The following is a 16,852-nucleotide window of genomic DNA, read 5'->3' as shown; positions in this document are numbered from 1 at the left end:
GTTTGTTTGGCGATAAACATCTGATCAGATTTAGAACATGCATTCAACCCCTAATTTCCTTAAGATCCTACGTATGAATTCATATTAAAAACCATGTGAAAAATATTTGCCAGAGATAAGTTAATAACTTAGCGTTTTTGAGAAAAGTAAAGTGAGGCCAAACAAAGCGTAATAATCGAAAGCGAGATAGGCATTTTGGCCTAATGTCATTATATCTAATTTCTCATATAGCCAGTTTAAATCAGAGTAACTTAATGAGTTAGTTTGCAATCCGCAAAGATGGGAACTTATGATGCGCGTAAAGCCAATGGCAAAGGCCTACAATTGGCACTTATCCCATCATTAGTATGTGAAATATTTACTTATGTTTAATTACTGTCCACACATGTGTGATTAACTTACTATTAAAGACCTCACGAAGTTTTGGTAATACTTATGTTTCTATTAGGCGATTCACGTATTTTAGTCACTTTGCTGGTAACGGCGTTTACTGCTATACACCTTTGCTATCAATATCTGACTACAGGCATTGAGGCTCATCATTTTTTTGCCGACCCAGACCTTCCTGCAATATCAAACCTATGGGGTCTACTAATTTTGCCTGTTTTGGCTTGGTTAACTGGTACTCTTATTCGCAAAAAACAGGGTAACGTATTTCCGTTAAAAATTTGGCTACAAATTGCGCTTACTGGTTTATATGCGGCGACCATGGCGTGGCTATTTTTCTCTGGATTTGAATCAGTGGTATCGACAATTGCCTTACCGATTATTCTGTGCGTCGCGCTATTTTATCCGATATACCAACCACAATATTTACTTGCATACGTTGTTGTGTCCAGTATTGGGTTTGGTGCCGCACTGCCAATGATATTTGGCTCAATATTCGCATTTTTGGCTTTTTTGACGCATCAGTTTATTCGCCCTATTTATTTATGGGCATTTCGTAAAGTGAAACGTTCTTATACCATCTCCAGCAAATAGTTACCCATTCAGCAAATATTTATTGGAATTGATATTAAAGCAGGTTTAGGTAGCAAAGACACACGATATTGCCTAATAGCTCAACGTGCATTACATTAAATGAGGCGCTGAAAACACAAGACGAATATAGGCAGACAACCTCTGATTTTCTCCAAGAAACTTTGCACGGGATGACCGCACTCTATATCTACTCGTTATGTACGCTCATCGAGGCATTCAAAACCGCCCATCTCAAATTCGCGGCAAATTAACGGGCGGTTTTCATAAATAGTACACAGCATGGTTTCTCTATCAACAGCTGCGCACCAGCCATCTTCTAAACGATGCATCACTTGTCCGCCCCAATCATCCTCTGCAATAAATTTTTCGGGCACACCGGTTTCGGTAATGAGCATGACCTCAAGGCGACAACAATTCGCCCTGCAGGTCGCACAAGTTACTGCATCACTGGTCGGTAGGTTGATTACATCTATTGTCACACTCTGCCCTAATATCATTTGTTCAATACCGTATTTTTCCCGGCTAATTAACCAGATCTTACACTATTTACTTAAGAACAGACGCGGTAAAATACAGTCTGTTTTTCTTTTATGTGTTGCTCTAGTAGCGCCTCACTATCTCGTAGAAAATATCAACACAGGCTATTTAGGGCATAAATATGACTTACTAAAATTAGCAGTTGAGTATTATCTTATAAGCGACTCAAAATATTATTCGTTGGCATCGATTGAAACAGAGACTAAAAGTAGGCAATTAACCTGCTAGATTTGCCATCCGTCTCATTGGGTATTATTGATTGCCTTGCCTGTGTTAATTTGAATCCGTAAATAAAATAAATACAAAATAGAAATGACAGGGAACACACATATGAACAAGATTAAAAAAGCTATTGTATTAACGCTGCTGACAACACCCATCGCACTCAGTATGCCCTATGCTTTTGCTGATTCAGCAGACAAAACACTCAAACTAGAAGATATTTTCACGTTGGAATACGCCTCTGGACTCGATATTACCAATGATGGCAAAGCCGTTTACTTCGTACGTAATTATATGGATATACAAAGCGATAAAAAACTGGGGAATATCTGGAAAGTCACCAAAGACAGAGTGATGACGCCCGTTACCAATGGATTGCACGCAGACTTTAGCCCTACTCTATCGCCAGATGAAACTAAATTGGCATTTATTTCAACCGCAAGCGGCGCACCTCAGGTGCATATAAAGTGGTTAATCAGTGGACAAACAGGGCAAATAACTCATTTAAGTGGCTCGCCGTCTAATCTAAGTTGGTCACCAGATGGCAAAAGACTGGCATTTAGTCAATTCGTTAAAGGTACCCCCAAGTCACCTGTCAGTCTAAAAGGAAAGCCAGAAGGCGCAAAATGGGCCGATTCAGCTATTTACATTGATGACCTTTTTTATCGGGCCGATGGTGCTGGTTATATACCTGCAGGTAACAGTCAGATATTTGTTGTCTCTGCAGATGGCGGTACACCCAGGCAACTCACACAAGGCGAGTTTGACCACGGCGGTAATATCAGCTGGAGTAGTGACAGCAAAGCGGTTGTATTCTCGGCGAATCGGCGCCCTGATAGCGATTTAGAACTCACCGATAACAATGTCTACCGGGTCGATATCGCAAGTGGTGAAATGTTACAACTGACTGATCGAATTGGCCCAGACAATAGTCCAGTGGTCTCGCCAGATGGTAAATTGATTGCCTATTTAGGATACGATGAAAAATATACCAATTATGAAAACACTCAGTTGTACGTGATTGATGCAAACGGTGGTGTTAGCCGCTCTCTTACTAATGATTTTGATCGATCTATTGGCAATGTTAAGTGGGCCCATGATAGTAAAGGCTTGTACGTCAGTTATGACGACAAAGGCGAAACCTATGTAGCCTATCAGCCACTTAAAGGTAAGCGAAAAGTTGTTGCAGAAAAAGTCGGTGGCCTTTCATTTGGTCGCCCTTATTCTGGAGGTGCGTTCGATGTAGCCAAAGACGGTACCGTGGCGTTTACTTATTCCGACCCTCAACGCCCTGCTGATATCGCTATTCAAAAAGGTGAGCAACCAAATGTGCTCACACAGTTGAATGAAGATGCCCTTGGCTATAAAGATCTTGCCAACATAAAAGAGCTAAACCTAACATCATCCTTTGACGACATGCCTATTCAAGCATGGGTCGCCTACCCACCGGGGTTCGAGGAAGGTAAGAAACAAGGTAAGCGCTACCCACTTATTCTTGAAATACACGGAGGCCCAGTAGCTAATTATGGACCACACTTTTCTGCAGAAATTCAGTTAATGGCCGCCCAAGGATATGTCGTCGTTTATGCCAATCCTCGGGGCAGCGACAGCTATGGTAAAGCCTTTGCCCAAACCATAGATAAAAATTATCCAAGCCAAGATTACGACGATTTGATGTCTACCGTGGACACTGTTATCGCTCAAGGCTCAATTGATGATAAAAATTTATTTGTTACTGGCGGTTCGGGTGGCGGCACATTGACCGCTTGGATTGTAGGTCACACTGAGCGTTTCGCTGCGGCTGTGGTCGCCAAACCCGTTATAAATTGGTACAGCTTTGTATTAACGTCAGACTTCTATCCGTTCTTCTATAAAAATTGGTTCGGTAAAAAACCGTGGGAAGCACAAGACTTATATATGAAGCACTCACCTATTAGTTATGTGGGCAATGTGACGACCCCCACTATGCTGCTAACAGGTGAATCAGATCATCGCACTCCAATATCTGAAACCGAGCAATACTACCAAGCCTTAAAATTGCAAGGTGTTGAATCAGCAATGGTACGTATACCCGGCGCGTCTCATAGTATTTATAAACGCCCAAGTAATCTTATGTCGAAAGTGGGTTACATCATGTGGTGGTTTGATAAACATCGCACGAATAAGTCAATTGAGCATGATAGCAGCGTAGCAAAATAACCTTGCTCGCTACACATTATTGCGCGCTGAACCTGCTTTGTTAAGTTAGGTTCAGCACGCAAGTTGATCCATTATATGCGAATGATTAATGCGTTATTATTACCCTTAAAAGCTAGAACCTGGCTGCTCTAAAAATGCGAGTTCTTCTTGGGTTGATTCTCTTTGAAGAATACTATTTCGATGAGGATAGCGACCAAATCTTTCAATAATTGCCAGATGTTTCAATTCAAACTGATAGGTTGAGTCACTGGCCTTATCCGCAAATAACGCTTGAGCTTGATGATGTACAATCAACGATTCGCTGTGCATAAAAGGCATATACATAAAGTTGCGTTGTGACTCAGTTAAATCGTAATCAGCACCAATCGCAACGGCTTCTTGCGCTAACGCTACCGCGAGCGGATCATGCTGAAACGCCTTTGGCTTATCACGGTAAATATTGCGCGAAAATTGATCAATCACAATAATTTCGGCCAAACGCCCTAACGCGGCTTCTCGCCAGTGACACTGCTCGCATTTAACAACTTTCCGATGTATTTCTCCAAATCGATTACTTAACATCTGATCAAAGTCAGTGCTTTTTTCCCACCATTGGGCTGGCGTAATCTCGGTAAACCAAAATTTGATAATCTGTTGATAGTCCATCTTACGGCTCCTCGTTTCGGCGGCTTTATATCTTCAATTATTGATTAATGAATGAACACAATACCTAGAATGAACATTGATCGCGCTTGTACAACTTGTTTTTTATTAGCCAAAACAGTAGCGTAACACGATAATAATAAGGAATATCCAATGCACGCTCAGTCAACAGCACAAAACAGATTACAATCGGCCATTCAAACGCTTCAACAGGGCAATATGCCCCAAGCTAAATCACTGTTTGCGTCCTTATGCGACGATCACCCCACCCTAACCCATGCATGGTTTGGCTTGGCGTTTGCTTGCTCCAACCTCGATGACTTTACTGCATCGATTGCTGCTATTGATAAAGTGTTGGAACAAGAACCCAAAAACATAAAAGTAATAATTTTTAAAGCAGACCAGCTGGTTTATAACAAGCAAGAGCGCATGGCGTTATCGTTTTATGAAGCAGCGATTCAGTTGACCAGCAAGCAGCAGAACCTTCCTGATGAAATTGTACGTGGCTTGCAACGAGGTATAACACTACGCGAAAAATATGATGATCAATACAGCGATTACCTGCTAAGTGCATTGATTAAGAAGGGTTATGAGCGAGGAAAAATAAGCAAGCGATTTGACGAAGCATTAGATATCAGCTTTGGTAAAAAAGAGATTTATCTTCAGCAGCCCACGCGTTTCTACTTTCCTGGTTTACCCCAAAGGGCTTTTTTTGAGCGCAGTGAATTTCCTTGGTTAAATACAATAGAAAGCAAAACCCCTGCAATCAAATTTGAGCTACAGCAAATGCTAAGCGGCCAAGAGCAGTTCTCACCTTACCTAGACAGCAATAGTACTGAGCCAAATTTTGTTAAGCATTTAGATATTGTGGATAGTTTAAACTGGTCAGCAGCCTATCTTTGGCATTATGGCGCACTAAATGACTCTATTGCTGAACAATGTCCCCACACCAAGCAAGCACTTGATGCAGCGCCTTTACCATATATTGCTGGCCAAACTCCCGTGGCACTGTTTTCAAAATTGAAAGCGGGGGTAAAAATACCGCCGCATCATGGTTTGTTAAACACGCGCTTGATATGCCATTTACCGATCATAGTGCCAAAGAATTGCGGTGGCCTTCGGGTAGGCAGCGAAACTCGTCAATGGGAAGAAGGAAAAGCTTTAATATTCGACGACAGCATAGAGCACGAAGCTTGGAATAATAGCCAACAGGAACGTGTGGTATTACTATTTGATATTTGGCGACCGGAATTGAGCGAAGATGAAAAGCGTTTGATCACAGACATGCTTGTCGCCGTAGACGAATTTTCAGAGCAAGGATAAATTTTCAAACAACGAGTTAGCAAGTAAACCTTGTTAACTCGCTCTTCGCCTGAAAATCTTACCAAGACCGAACCAAAGTGCAAATTCAAGCATAAATCCGAGTACTATAAACATAGTAACGCCAGTCATATTGCCCGCTGAATAACACAGCAATGCGGCAATAATAACAACGATTGATAACAACACTCTATATATTAATCTCAAGACATTTCCTTAATAAAACACCACACTAATCAATAAAGTAAAGCAGCCAATCGACTTTAAAACGAGGAGCAAACTGCAACAAAGTGTTGCCATCTTAACTATGCGAATATTCATCTTAGGTATTAAGCTTTATACCATAGTATCAGCCTGTAGATTTTTTTAACAAGTTAAATGGGCTTTAATAACATCATTGAAACAAGATTAAAACGTCCATAAGACCTGAGGAATTAAACATGTTGAAAATTGTTAAAGCTTCTATCGCCATCGCCGTTACATCTATTGTTGTTACAACACCAGCTCAAGCTGATGTTGCCGAAGCTTTACAGAACATTTGCACCATAGTAAAAGCCGATGATAAAGACGAGCTGCGTAAAAAGATGAAACGTGTTCAGTCAGATTACCGCCTTAAATTGCAAGATTATTATGCAGGTATTAGCTGCGGCGGCAACAGTTTAATTCGCACGGCTATGTTAAATGACGCCGTAGAAACCGGTACTTTGATGGTCAAAAAAATGCCAAAAAGTGATTTAAGCTCACCAGAGCAAGACGGTAAAACGGTTGTGACTTGGGCCTCTGAAAATGGCTTAACGAGTTCACCTATCGTTGCGGTATTGAACGACCGTATATAGCGGCTACAAATAGATATAGTGCTTTCGCGTGTTGGCAACCAGCTTTTATCAAGCCTTTTTGAACTGACGCAAGTAAAAAAACAATGCTAAATTTGGTTGTTCAACACGCACCATATAAAAAACGGGCCTCAATTGAGGCCCGTTTTTATTTGTATTATTAATCACGCTTAAAGCTAGGGATTTAGAGACATTTTCCCTTTGACTTCACGTCCCATCACTTTATTCAAAGCGTCTTTAGCTTGCGCTAATGGGAGTGCTTCATCTACCACCACTTTTACTTTACCTTGCACATACCATGTGAGCAATTCACGCATATTTTGTGCAAAATCTTGCGGCTGGTGCTGGGTGAATGAGCCCCAGAAAACGCCAATCACTGCATACCCTTTTACCAAGGCCAAGTTCACTGGAAACTCAGGAATAGTCCCACCAGCAAATCCAACTACTAACAAACGACCGTTCCAAGCCATACTGCGTGAGCAAGCATTGAATGCGTCACCACCAACACACTCATAAACCACGTCTACGCCTTTGCCGTTGGTCACTTCTTTAATGGCTGTTTTAAGGTCCACTTCAGAGTAATTGATTAATATATCGGCCCCGTTTGCTTTGGCCATATCGAGTTTTTCTTGGGTAGAACAAACAGCGATAACAGTTGCCCCCATTTGTTTGCCAATTTGTACCGCCGCTAGACCAGTACCGCCTGCGGCACCTGTCACTAATAATGTCTCGCCTGGTTGAATATTCGCTCGCTGCTTTAAGCCATGATGAGCTGTCGCGTGCGCCGTGACAAGTCCTGCGGCTTCATCGAAAGAAATTTCATCAGGTATAGGCATAACATGCGTCGCCGCGCACGCTACTTTTTCAGCGTACCCGCCAAGCATACACAGTGCGATAACGCGCTGGCCAACTTTAAGGTGCTTCACGCCCTCACCTAGCTCAACGATAACGCCAGCCACTTCATTTCCTGGTATAAAAGGCACTTCGGGCTTCATTTGATATAAGCCTTGCACAATTAAGCCATCGGGAAAGTTTACCCCACAAGCCTTAATATCAACGACAACTTGCCCTTTACCGGCCTTAGGGTCGGCTACTTCTTTATATTCTAAATTCTCTACGGGACCAAAAGCGTTACAAACGATGGCTTTCATTATTCACTCCGTTATTTGTCGCAGCGCCCCTATTACCAGGGGCGCGATTAAATTCTGATTATTGCAAGATCTTTAACGCGTATTGCGCCAGAGGCTGAACTAGTTTGCCCACTTGCAGCGCTTGCTTGTTTGATGCATTACCGTCAACAGCTCGTTTTGCCACACCTTGTGCAATAGCACCAAGCCTGAAAAAGCTAAACGCTAAATAGAAGTTCCAATTCTCTATTGAGTCAATACCCACCAATTTGCAATACTCAGCTACATATTCTTCTTCGCTGGGGATCCCCAATGCAGCCCTGTCAACATCTCCTAAACCTGTTGCTTTTCCAACATTATCAGGTAAGCGCAATTGCATACATTGATAAGCTAAATCTGCGTAAGGATGACCAAGGGTTGATAATTCCCAATCAAGCACGGCAATAATGTCAGACGAGTCTTTGGCAAACATCAGATTGTCCATACGGTAATCACCATGAACCAACGAGACTTTGCCATCTTCTTCAGGAATATTTTTTTCAAGCCAACTAATAAGCTGATCCATCTCTGGAATTTCATGGGTCTCAGACAGGCGATACTGCTTGGTCCAGCGACTGATTTGCCGCTCGAAGTAGTTACCCGGTTTACCATAGTCCCCAAGACCGACTGCGTCGATATCGACACTGTGCATCGTGGCCATGACTTTAGCCATATTTTGATACATGATGCTGCGAGTTTTATTATCACTGATTTCAGGTAACGAGCTATCCCAGTATACGTTTCCGTCCATAAACTCCATGACATAAAACATACTACCAATCACATCAACGTCTTCACAAAGATGATAAACCTTGGCTACCGGAACATCTGTATTCTCCAATGCCTTTATCACTCGATATTCACGGTCAACCGCATGGGCTGACTTCAACAATTTACCCGGTGGTTGGCGACGCAACACGTAAGTTGCATTCGCAGTTTCTAATTTGAAGGTGGGGTTTGACTGCCCGCCTGCAAACTTAGTGGCCGTTACCGGACCACTAAAACCGGCAATATGTTCAGCTAAATAGGTGGCTAGGCGTTCTTCGTCTAACTGTTCTACACCGCTTTGCTTACTCATCGCTTACACTCCAATTATGCGTTGTAATCTTTTATAAGGTTACGTCCAAGTTGCATCATATGCACTTGATCCGGACCGTCTGCTAAGCGGATTGTACGCGCATACGCGTAGCTACCAGCTAAAATAAAGTCTTGGCTAGTACCGGCCGCACCATGCATTTGAATGGCTTCATCGATAACGTTACATGCCATAGTCGGTGCAACAATTTTGATTGCGGCGATGATATCGCGCGCTACTTTATTGCCGTAACGATCCATCTTGTCAGCGGCTTTAAGTGTTAATAAACGCGCTTGTTCAATTTGACAGTGCATTTTCGCGATGCTTTCTCGTACAGATTGTTGTTTGCTCAATGGCTGGCCAAAAGCTACCCGAGATTCAACTCTTTCACAGGCTAAATCTAGCGCACGTTGGGCACAACCAATCAACCGCATACAGTGGTGAATCCGTCCTGGTCCTAAGCGACCTTGCGCAATTTCAAACCCTTTGCCTTCACCAATTAATAAACTGGAGGCTGGTACACGAACATTTTCAAACAGCACTTCGGCGTGTCCTACGGGTTCATCATAAAAGCCCATTGCACTTAATGGACGTACAACCGTCACACCTTTTGTATCAATAGGCACAAGCACCTGTGATTGCTGTTCATGACGAGGAGCAGATGGATCTGTTTTACCCATGACGACCAGAACTTTACAATCTTCGTTCATAGCACCGCTGGTATACCATTTACGTCCGTTTATAACGTATTCATCACCGTCACGCACAATAGAAGTTTCAATATTGGTAGCATCTGAAGACGCAACAGCTGGCTCAGTCATAGCAAAACCTGAACGTACCTTGCCTTCAAGTAACGGCTCTAACCACTTTTTCTTGTCTTCCTCAGAACCATATCGTGCTAATACTTCCATATTGCCCGTATCGGGCGCACTGCAGTTAAACACTTCAGAGCTGAACATAACACGACCCATAATTTCACATAAAGGCGCATACTCTAGGTTGTTCAAACCTGCACCGTAAGGTAGATATTCTTCAGGTAAAAACAGATTCCACAAGCCGGCGGCTTTCGCTTTCTCTTTTAACTCTTCTATTAAGGGTAATGTTTTCCAACGTGTTTCTGGATTAGCGCTAGCGGCTTGTACATCGGCTAAATATTGTTTCTCATTTGGGTAAATGTGCTCATCCATAAAGGCTTCTAAACGAGCAATAAGATCTTGTGTTTTCTCTGAATAATCGAAGTTCATAGTATTTTATTCCATTTAACTAAACGTGACAGCACCAACACGCTCGGGTAAATCGAGATGCGGTACATTATTAAAGCTACTTAACCGCACAGTATCGCGATTAAAAAAGAAATGACTGTAACTGGCGTTACGAACTTGCATGTTAAGTTCAATCACATGTTTGGCATCAAGCTCAAGTACTATGCTCATCAACATAGATATAGCCCCACCTGAACTAACCAAAAGAATGGGCTTATCATGAGTCTCCTTGCGCATTGCACTGAGCACAGCAAACACACGTTGGCGAAACTCTCCCCACGTTTCTTTTAACATGCTGGGGTCTAACTGCTCATTCGACCAAGCTCCCATCGCCTTTTTAAGCAATCGGTAAAACTCTGCCGGTGGCGCGCCTTTTTGCACAGCATCCTTGGGATGATCGGTTAAGTACGCAGTCGCAATATTTTGAAAATCAAACTCATTTAATCCGCTATGGGTTACCGTTTCCAAATCAGTATTCAAGCCCCGAAGAATACCGCTGGCCGTTTCTTGATGACGAACCATTTCACCTAACCACAATTGGCTAAACTCAAGATTACGCTCAGCAAGATACTCACCCAACCAATCGGATTGCTGATGGCCCAATGGGCTCAACTTGTCGTAATTATCTGCACCAAAAGATGCTTGTCCGTGACGTACAATATAAAACTCTGACATGTAACCACCTCAGTTTAAATCTGAAAATGATAGTAGAGATAAAGCTACTATTAGTTTAATTGATTATTTTAATGGTTTTGTATTGATTAACATTATGTCTATGACAAAGGTAAGAAGGACGAGGGTTGCGCGCTATTAATAACAACAGAAAAAGGATTAACATTTTACTAACGTAGCATTTACTTTTAACTAGAAAACTTGCACTCTTATGCTCATCCGACTAGTTGCATTATTTGCAATGTGTTGGGTCCCGTAGCCCTTACTGATGTCAAAATTCAAATAATAAAGTGTAAGGGCCTCAGCTAACACATGAAGAGAAGTATAATAATGCCTAAGTTACCCAATCGTTTAAAACGCTCCCCATTAGCATCATTAATTACCTTGAGTCTTGCCCTTAACAGTGGATTCTCTTTAGCTCAAGAGAAAACGCCTGAAGAGAAAGGGTTAGAAACTATCACTGTTACCGCGCAAAAACGTGCGCAAAATCTTCAAGAAGTGCCTGTATCGGTTACCGCCTTTAGTGGCGAAGCTATGGCTGAAGCAGTCATAAAAGATATGTACGATCTGCAAACCAATGTCCCAGGCTTAGGTGCGTTTCAGAGTCAAAGTGCCACCAACTCCAGTTTCTCAATTCGAGGTGTGGGCACGTCTTCACAAAACTTTGGTTTAGAATCTTCAGTAGGCTTATACGTTGACGGCGTTTACAGAGCGCGCCAAAACTCCATGATTAACAACTTGGTAGATGTGGCTGCTGTTGAAGTGCTGCGCGGGCCTCAAGGTACTTTATTCGGTAAAAATACCCCCTCAGGCGCCATTTTAATATCGACTGTAGCACCAAGTCATGGCGGCGGTGATGGTTTTGTTGAAGCAACTGTAGGTAATTACGGCTTGGTGAATTTATCTGGGGCAATGTCGGTATCAGCAATTGACGATGTGTTGGCATTTCGCGCTACTGGCTTCTCAAGTAATCGTGACGGCACTATAAGCGACGTTAACCTAGGTGAAGACACTCTAAACGATCGAGATCGTTTTGGCGGTCGCTTGCAAGCGCTATATACACCAAATGAAGACATGTCTTTGCGGATTATTGCTGATTACGCCGAGATAGACGAAATATGTTGTGGTGCACCAGTACAATTGAGCAATTTTGAAGCCAACGAAATACCGGGTAAATTTGGCACTGACGCCGCAATCAACCAATTAGGAGGCACTCGTTTTCCTGGTGGTGAGGCATTCTACGACCGTGAAGTAGCAGTCTCGTTTTTACCTGTAGCGACGATGAAAGACCGTGGGATCTCCGCTGAATTCGATTGGGATTTAGATGAAAACTATACCTTTGTCTCAATATCAGCCTATCGCGCATTCGATTCGTACGACAATATAGATAGTGACTTCACCGATGCTGATCTTTTCGGCACCAGTAACGATTCACAACAAAACTCGTTTTCACAAGAATTTCGTTTAGATTACACCAGCGAAGATCTTAACTTTATTCTGGGTGCTTACTACTTTACCCAAGACCTAGATCTTGAATACAGCTTATACACAGATACTATTTTTGACGGTTTTGCACTTGGGGTGCTAGGCCAAAATGTGGATGCATTAACAGGCGTAGCAGGCTCATTTAGTAGTTTATTGGGGGGTATCGATGGTTTGGCATCAGTGGGACTCATAGCTCCTCGGGCAGCGGGTGCTCCTGCGGGCACTGGCTTTAACCATGTTGCGGAACAGGAACACAAGAGCTATGCGATATTTGGACAGTTCGATTATAAATTAAGCGATGAATTTACCCTTACTGCTGGTTTGCGTTTCACCAAAGAGAAAAAAGACTTACTGACGGTGTTTACCGAGGTTGGACCGGACATTAATGGTTTAGCGGGCAACACCCCTGTTGATTTGGTCGCGGCGTTAACCACAGCGGGCGGAATAGCAGCAGGAGCCATAGATTTGACCACCGCGGCAGGTCAAGCTACCTTGGTTAATTTTCAAGGTTTTAGTGAAGCAGGTTGGGCTTTTCCCCTACTTGGCACTACAACCAGTCCACGAAGTAATATTCAAGAAAGCCTAAGCGATGATCAAATTAGCGGCACGTTAAAACTCAGTTATCAGGCTGATAGCGATACCTTACTGTATGCATCATATGGCAATGGCTACAAATCTGGTGGAACTAACACCGATCGTATTGCTGTTGGTTTCAATCCAATTTTTGATGCTGAAACATCTCAATCATTTGAACTAGGTGTTAAGAAGGATTTCCGCGAACAAAACTTGCGTGTCAATGCTGCAGCGCACTACACCACTGTGGATGACTTTCAGGCAAACACGTTTACTGGTAATGGTTTTAATCTGCAAAATGCCGGCGATTATGAAATTTCAGGTATGGAGCTAGAAGCAACATGGTTGCCAGTTGAATCGGTCGAAGTACATTTTGGTTACGCTCTGGTTAATGCGGAATATAAAACCTTTGAAGCGGGGAATTGTTGGACCGCTTATACATGGCACACAGGTATTGACGACCCAGGCCGAGTTAATCCTACGGATAATTTCTGTGATCGTTCAGGAGACCGCCCAGGGGGTGAGCCTGAAAACTATGCAGTATTGAGTGTTAAGAAAGACTTTGAATTAAGTGACAGCATCTACGCTTACATTCAAGGTGAATTTAGTTACACAGGCGATGTCATTCTCGATGGTAGTAACGACCCATATGCGGTTCAAGACTCTTACAATATCTTGAATCTACGTTTGTTCATGAATTTCACTGAATACGATATGGACGTTATTTTATGGGGCCGAAACGTGTTAGATGAAGAGTACATTAACCGTACAAACTTCAATACGCCGTTACAAGAAGGCAAACTTAACGCTTATATGGCTGAGCCTGCTACGTATGGCATTACGTTGAAAAAACGTTTTTAAACAAGACGTCAACGTCAATAGCCGACGCAAGTCGGCTTTTTATTGTCTATTTTTCGGTTATCAAGTTAGTTAACGACTTGTTATCATTCCTGCACATTCTGTGTTTGAACCTTTAGAAGGAAGCGTTGTGAATTTATTGATGTTAAGCAGCTCCAGAGCGGGAGATGAAGAATATCTAGCTCACGCTAGGCAGATGATTGAAAGCCACTTGGCTGATTGCAAAAATATCGTTTTTATTCCTTATGCTGGCGTGACTATCGACTGGCCGAGTTACACAGCTAAAGTGCAGGCAGCTCTCCCTAAATTAGCTATTAGCGGTATTGAAGCTCATGTCGATCCCTACATAGCCTTAGCTCAAGCCGATGCCATCATTGTCGGGGGCGGCAATACTTTTCATTTATTACACCAGTTATACAGCAATAATTTAATTGAATGCATTCAAGAACAAGTAAGAAATGACAAGCCTTATGTAGGCTGGAGTGCTGGAGCAAACATATGTGGTCATTCAATCCGGACCACCAACGATATGCCGATCATATTTCCGCCTTCATTTAATGCATTACATCTGGTGCCTTTTCAGCTCAATCCTCATTACAGTGATTATCAACCTCCTGGGCATAACGGCGAAACACGCGCCCAACGTATTACAGAGTTTTGTGTTCTCAATCCAAGTATGCCTGTGATTGGTTTAAGAGAAGGCACTGCACTTGTGCGCAAGGGAAATACCCTAACGTTGCAAGGAGATTTATCCGCGGTTGTATTTGAAAAGGGCAACCAAAGCGTGATTTCGCCTGGCCAAAATTTAAGTACCTACTTAACCCTAAAATAAGCAACAAATATCCAGTAAAGCTGCGTTTAAAGCTTTGCTGGTTATTGATGATTAATAGACATAATGCGAATATTTAGTAGAGGCGAAAAGCACTTGCAATCCATTGCTGTCACCCCCACATATTTTTATCAGTCGTATTTAAGGACATTTATCCATGACAGCCTCGACACCTTTTTCCATTTTAGATTTGGTTCCCATCGCCCAAGGTCACAGCATTTCACAAACGTTAGAAAATAGCCGGCAACTGGCTGTTCATGCCGAAAAATTAGGTTACAACCGAGTCTGGTTGGCCGAACACCATGGCATGCGCGGTGTAGGTAGCTCAGCCACAGCCGTTGTGCTGGGTCATATTGGAGCCGCCACCCATAAAATACGTATTGGTTCCGGTGGCATCATGTTACCAAATCACTCACCTTTAATTATCGCTGAGCAATTTGGTACCTTGGCTGCGCTTTTTCCTGACAGAGTTGATTTGGGTTTAGGTCGTGCCCCCGGCACTGATATGGCTACAGCCAGAGCGCTTAGACGCAATATGCAAGCAGGTGTTGAAGATTACCCGAATGATGTGCGTACATTACAGCGCTATTTAGGCACGCCCAGTGAAGAACAGACTATACTCGCTGTGCCAGGTAACGATAGTCACGTGCCAATTTGGTTACTTGGCTCGAGCTTATACAGCGCACAACTAGCAGCGCAGTTCGGACTGCCCTACTCTTTTGCCTCACATTTTGCCCCTGATGCTTTGTTCGATGCGCTCAATATCTATCGCAGTCAGTTTAAACCCTCCGCTCAATTAGCCCAGCCCTACACTATGGCTGGCGTAATGGCTGTAATTGCCGATACTGATGATGAAGCTAAATATTTGTACACCTCGCTTCAGCAGCAATTTGCCAATCTACGACGAGGAGCGAACAAACCTTTCGCAAGACCAGTAGATGATATTAATGCGGTGTGCAGCCCGGCAGAACTGTCAATGATTGAACATACGTTGCAGTACGCCATTGTTGGTTCGCCCGAAACGGCTCATAGCCAGTTGGCTCGCTTTATTGAAAATAGCCAGGTTGATGAAGTGATATTTTCATTTCCGATTCATGATCAAAAAGCGCGTTTACACAGTATAAAACTTCTGGCTGACAGCAAAAAAATGTACAAAGCATCTTAAAAACTCAGGTAATTTAATGTTGTTATGATGCTTTAAATAGCATAGCAAAACTCAACTAAAACCTTGATTTATTAAGAATTAATCTGAAAAATCAGTCGTCACGAGTAGCGACGTTATTAAGCATAGTTGAGAGTACAACATGAGTATCAAGCCTAACCTATTGCAGTTCGCCTTATGGGGAATAATATTATCAGTTCTTGCGTGTTCAAAGGTACAGGCGAACAAAGACAAGCAGACCCTTGAAGTAGCAGTTGGCTGGAGCAAACCGCCTTATGTAAACTCTACTGACGATAGTGGTTTTGAATTAGATTTAGTACGCAAAATATTCTCTCATATGGGGTACGCGTTTAAACCTATTTACGTACCCTACGGACGTTCGGTTGATATGCTAGTGCGTGGTCACGTGGATGCGGCACTCACGTTGACCAAGACTTTAGCGGGTGACCAAGTGCAGTTGACTGACAATTACATTCAATATCAAAATGTTGCCATAAGTTTACAATCTCAAAATATTGCCATAAAACGACCAAAGGATCTTAATCACTTTGCCATTGCCGCATATCAAACTGCTTCAAAAAATTTGGGCGCAGAATATGCTTTAGCCGCTAAACAAGCGCCATTATATGTTGAACTACCCGACCAAAAAAAGCAGGTTGCTATGCTACTCGGCGGACATGTGTCAGTCGTTGTGATGGACGTCAATATTTTCAATGATCTGCAAGCTATATTAGAGCCTGCAGCTAGCAGAAAAGCGGTGACTATCCATAATATATTTGCGCCTAACTCATACCAAGTTGGTTTTTTAAAATCCGAGCTTAAAAATCAGTTTAATCAGACGTTAAAAGACTTTTTAGAATCGCCAGAATACGCGCTACTTGTTAAAAAATATCACATATTTGACGAACACGTTGACTTGACTAATTTATAGCTTTAAGCGGCCGGAAAATTACAATACGCTAGGTAAAATTTACCAACCATAGGTCATTTTTTCGGTGTAAGTGTTCGGCAACTTGACGATTCAAAATCGCCAAAG

At 42.6% G+C, this 16,852-nt stretch carries 15 protein-coding genes; 8 read left to right on the top strand and 7 right to left on the bottom strand.

The window, feature by feature from the left end; translation table 11 throughout:
• Positions 1–435: 435 nt before the first annotated feature.
• Positions 436–981, top strand: a complete 546-nt coding sequence (locus GQS54_RS21550) for a hypothetical protein (protein WP_166425984.1) — start codon at positions 436–438, stop codon at positions 979–981.
• A 194-nt stretch (positions 982–1,175) separates the two neighbouring features.
• Here GQS54_RS21550 and GQS54_RS21545 read toward each other — a convergent pair whose 3' ends face one another.
• Positions 1,176–1,460 (bottom strand): YkgJ family cysteine cluster protein, encoded by a 285-nt coding sequence (locus GQS54_RS21545; RefSeq protein ID WP_166425983.1) that lies wholly within the window; start codon positions 1,458–1,460, stop codon positions 1,176–1,178.
• Positions 1,461–1,848: 388 nt separating this feature from the next.
• Between GQS54_RS21545 and GQS54_RS21540 the strand changes: the two genes are divergently transcribed.
• Positions 1,849–3,939, top strand: a complete 2,091-nt coding sequence (locus GQS54_RS21540) for a S9 family peptidase (RefSeq protein WP_166425982.1) — start codon at positions 1,849–1,851, stop codon at positions 3,937–3,939.
• Positions 3,940–4,044: 105 nt separating this feature from the next.
• On the opposite strand, the gene GQS54_RS21535 is transcribed toward GQS54_RS21540, so the two are convergent.
• On the bottom strand, positions 4,045–4,584 hold the full coding sequence (locus GQS54_RS21535) for a DUF924 family protein (RefSeq protein ID WP_166425981.1): 540 nt from the start codon (positions 4,582–4,584) through the stop codon (positions 4,045–4,047).
• A gap of 150 nt (positions 4,585–4,734) precedes the next feature.
• Here GQS54_RS21535 and GQS54_RS21530 point away from each other — a divergent pair, with 150 nt between their 5' ends.
• On the top strand, positions 4,735–5,904 hold the full coding sequence (locus GQS54_RS21530; RefSeq protein ID WP_166425980.1) for an aspartyl/asparaginyl beta-hydroxylase domain-containing protein: 1,170 nt from the start codon (positions 4,735–4,737) through the stop codon (positions 5,902–5,904).
• A 33-nt stretch (positions 5,905–5,937) separates the two neighbouring features.
• Here the strand turns inward: GQS54_RS21530 and GQS54_RS21525 are convergent, their stop codons facing one another.
• Positions 5,938–6,108 (bottom strand): hypothetical protein, encoded by a 171-nt coding sequence (locus GQS54_RS21525; RefSeq protein WP_166425979.1) that lies wholly within the window; start codon positions 6,106–6,108, stop codon positions 5,938–5,940.
• 233 nt (positions 6,109–6,341) lie between these two features.
• Between GQS54_RS21525 and GQS54_RS21520 the strand changes: the two genes are divergently transcribed.
• Positions 6,342–6,737 (top strand): DUF3718 domain-containing protein, encoded by a 396-nt coding sequence (locus GQS54_RS21520; RefSeq protein ID WP_166425978.1) that lies wholly within the window; start codon positions 6,342–6,344, stop codon positions 6,735–6,737.
• A gap of 173 nt (positions 6,738–6,910) precedes the next feature.
• On the opposite strand, the gene GQS54_RS21515 is transcribed toward GQS54_RS21520, so the two are convergent.
• From GQS54_RS21515 to GQS54_RS21500, 4 genes are read right to left on the bottom strand one after another with little or no spacing between them, the layout of a single operon-like run.
• Positions 6,911–7,885, bottom strand: a complete 975-nt coding sequence (locus GQS54_RS21515) for an NADPH:quinone oxidoreductase family protein (RefSeq protein ID WP_166425977.1) — start codon at positions 7,883–7,885, stop codon at positions 6,911–6,913.
• Positions 7,886–7,943: 58 nt separating this feature from the next.
• Complete coding sequence (locus GQS54_RS21510; RefSeq protein WP_166425976.1) at positions 7,944–8,978, bottom strand: phosphotransferase; 1,035 nt, start codon at positions 8,976–8,978, stop codon at positions 7,944–7,946.
• Positions 8,979–8,992: 14 nt separating this feature from the next.
• Complete coding sequence (locus GQS54_RS21505) at positions 8,993–10,219, bottom strand: acyl-CoA dehydrogenase family protein (RefSeq protein WP_166425975.1); 1,227 nt, start codon at positions 10,217–10,219, stop codon at positions 8,993–8,995.
• 15 nt (positions 10,220–10,234) lie between these two features.
• The gene (locus GQS54_RS21500) at positions 10,235–10,912 is read right to left on the bottom strand and encodes a histidine phosphatase family protein (protein WP_166425974.1); all 678 of its coding nucleotides are present in this window, start codon (positions 10,910–10,912) and stop codon (positions 10,235–10,237) included.
• A 327-nt stretch (positions 10,913–11,239) separates the two neighbouring features.
• Between GQS54_RS21500 and GQS54_RS21495 the strand changes: the two genes are divergently transcribed.
• From GQS54_RS21495 to GQS54_RS21480, 4 genes are all read left to right on the top strand, one after another.
• The gene (locus GQS54_RS21495) at positions 11,240–13,828 is read left to right on the top strand and encodes a TonB-dependent receptor (protein ID WP_166425973.1); all 2,589 of its coding nucleotides are present in this window, start codon (positions 11,240–11,242) and stop codon (positions 13,826–13,828) included.
• Between the two features lie 127 nt (positions 13,829–13,955).
• The gene (pepE, locus tag GQS54_RS21490; protein WP_166425972.1) at positions 13,956–14,657 is read left to right on the top strand and encodes a dipeptidase PepE; all 702 of its coding nucleotides are present in this window, start codon (positions 13,956–13,958) and stop codon (positions 14,655–14,657) included.
• 154 nt (positions 14,658–14,811) lie between these two features.
• Positions 14,812–15,819, top strand: coding sequence for an LLM class flavin-dependent oxidoreductase (locus GQS54_RS21485; RefSeq protein WP_166425971.1), 1,008 nt, complete (start codon positions 14,812–14,814; stop codon positions 15,817–15,819).
• A gap of 139 nt (positions 15,820–15,958) precedes the next feature.
• Positions 15,959–16,747: a transporter substrate-binding domain-containing protein gene (locus tag GQS54_RS21480; protein ID WP_166425970.1), complete on the top strand. Its 789-nt coding sequence runs from the start codon at positions 15,959–15,961 to the stop codon at positions 16,745–16,747.
• The last annotated feature ends 105 nt before the right edge of the window (positions 16,748–16,852 follow it).

Source organism: Paraglaciecola sp. 20A4 (assembly GCF_011378905.1).
GTDB lineage: Bacteria > Pseudomonadota > Gammaproteobacteria > Enterobacterales > Alteromonadaceae > Paraglaciecola.
This window is presented reverse-complemented; position numbering and strand designations above follow the sequence as displayed.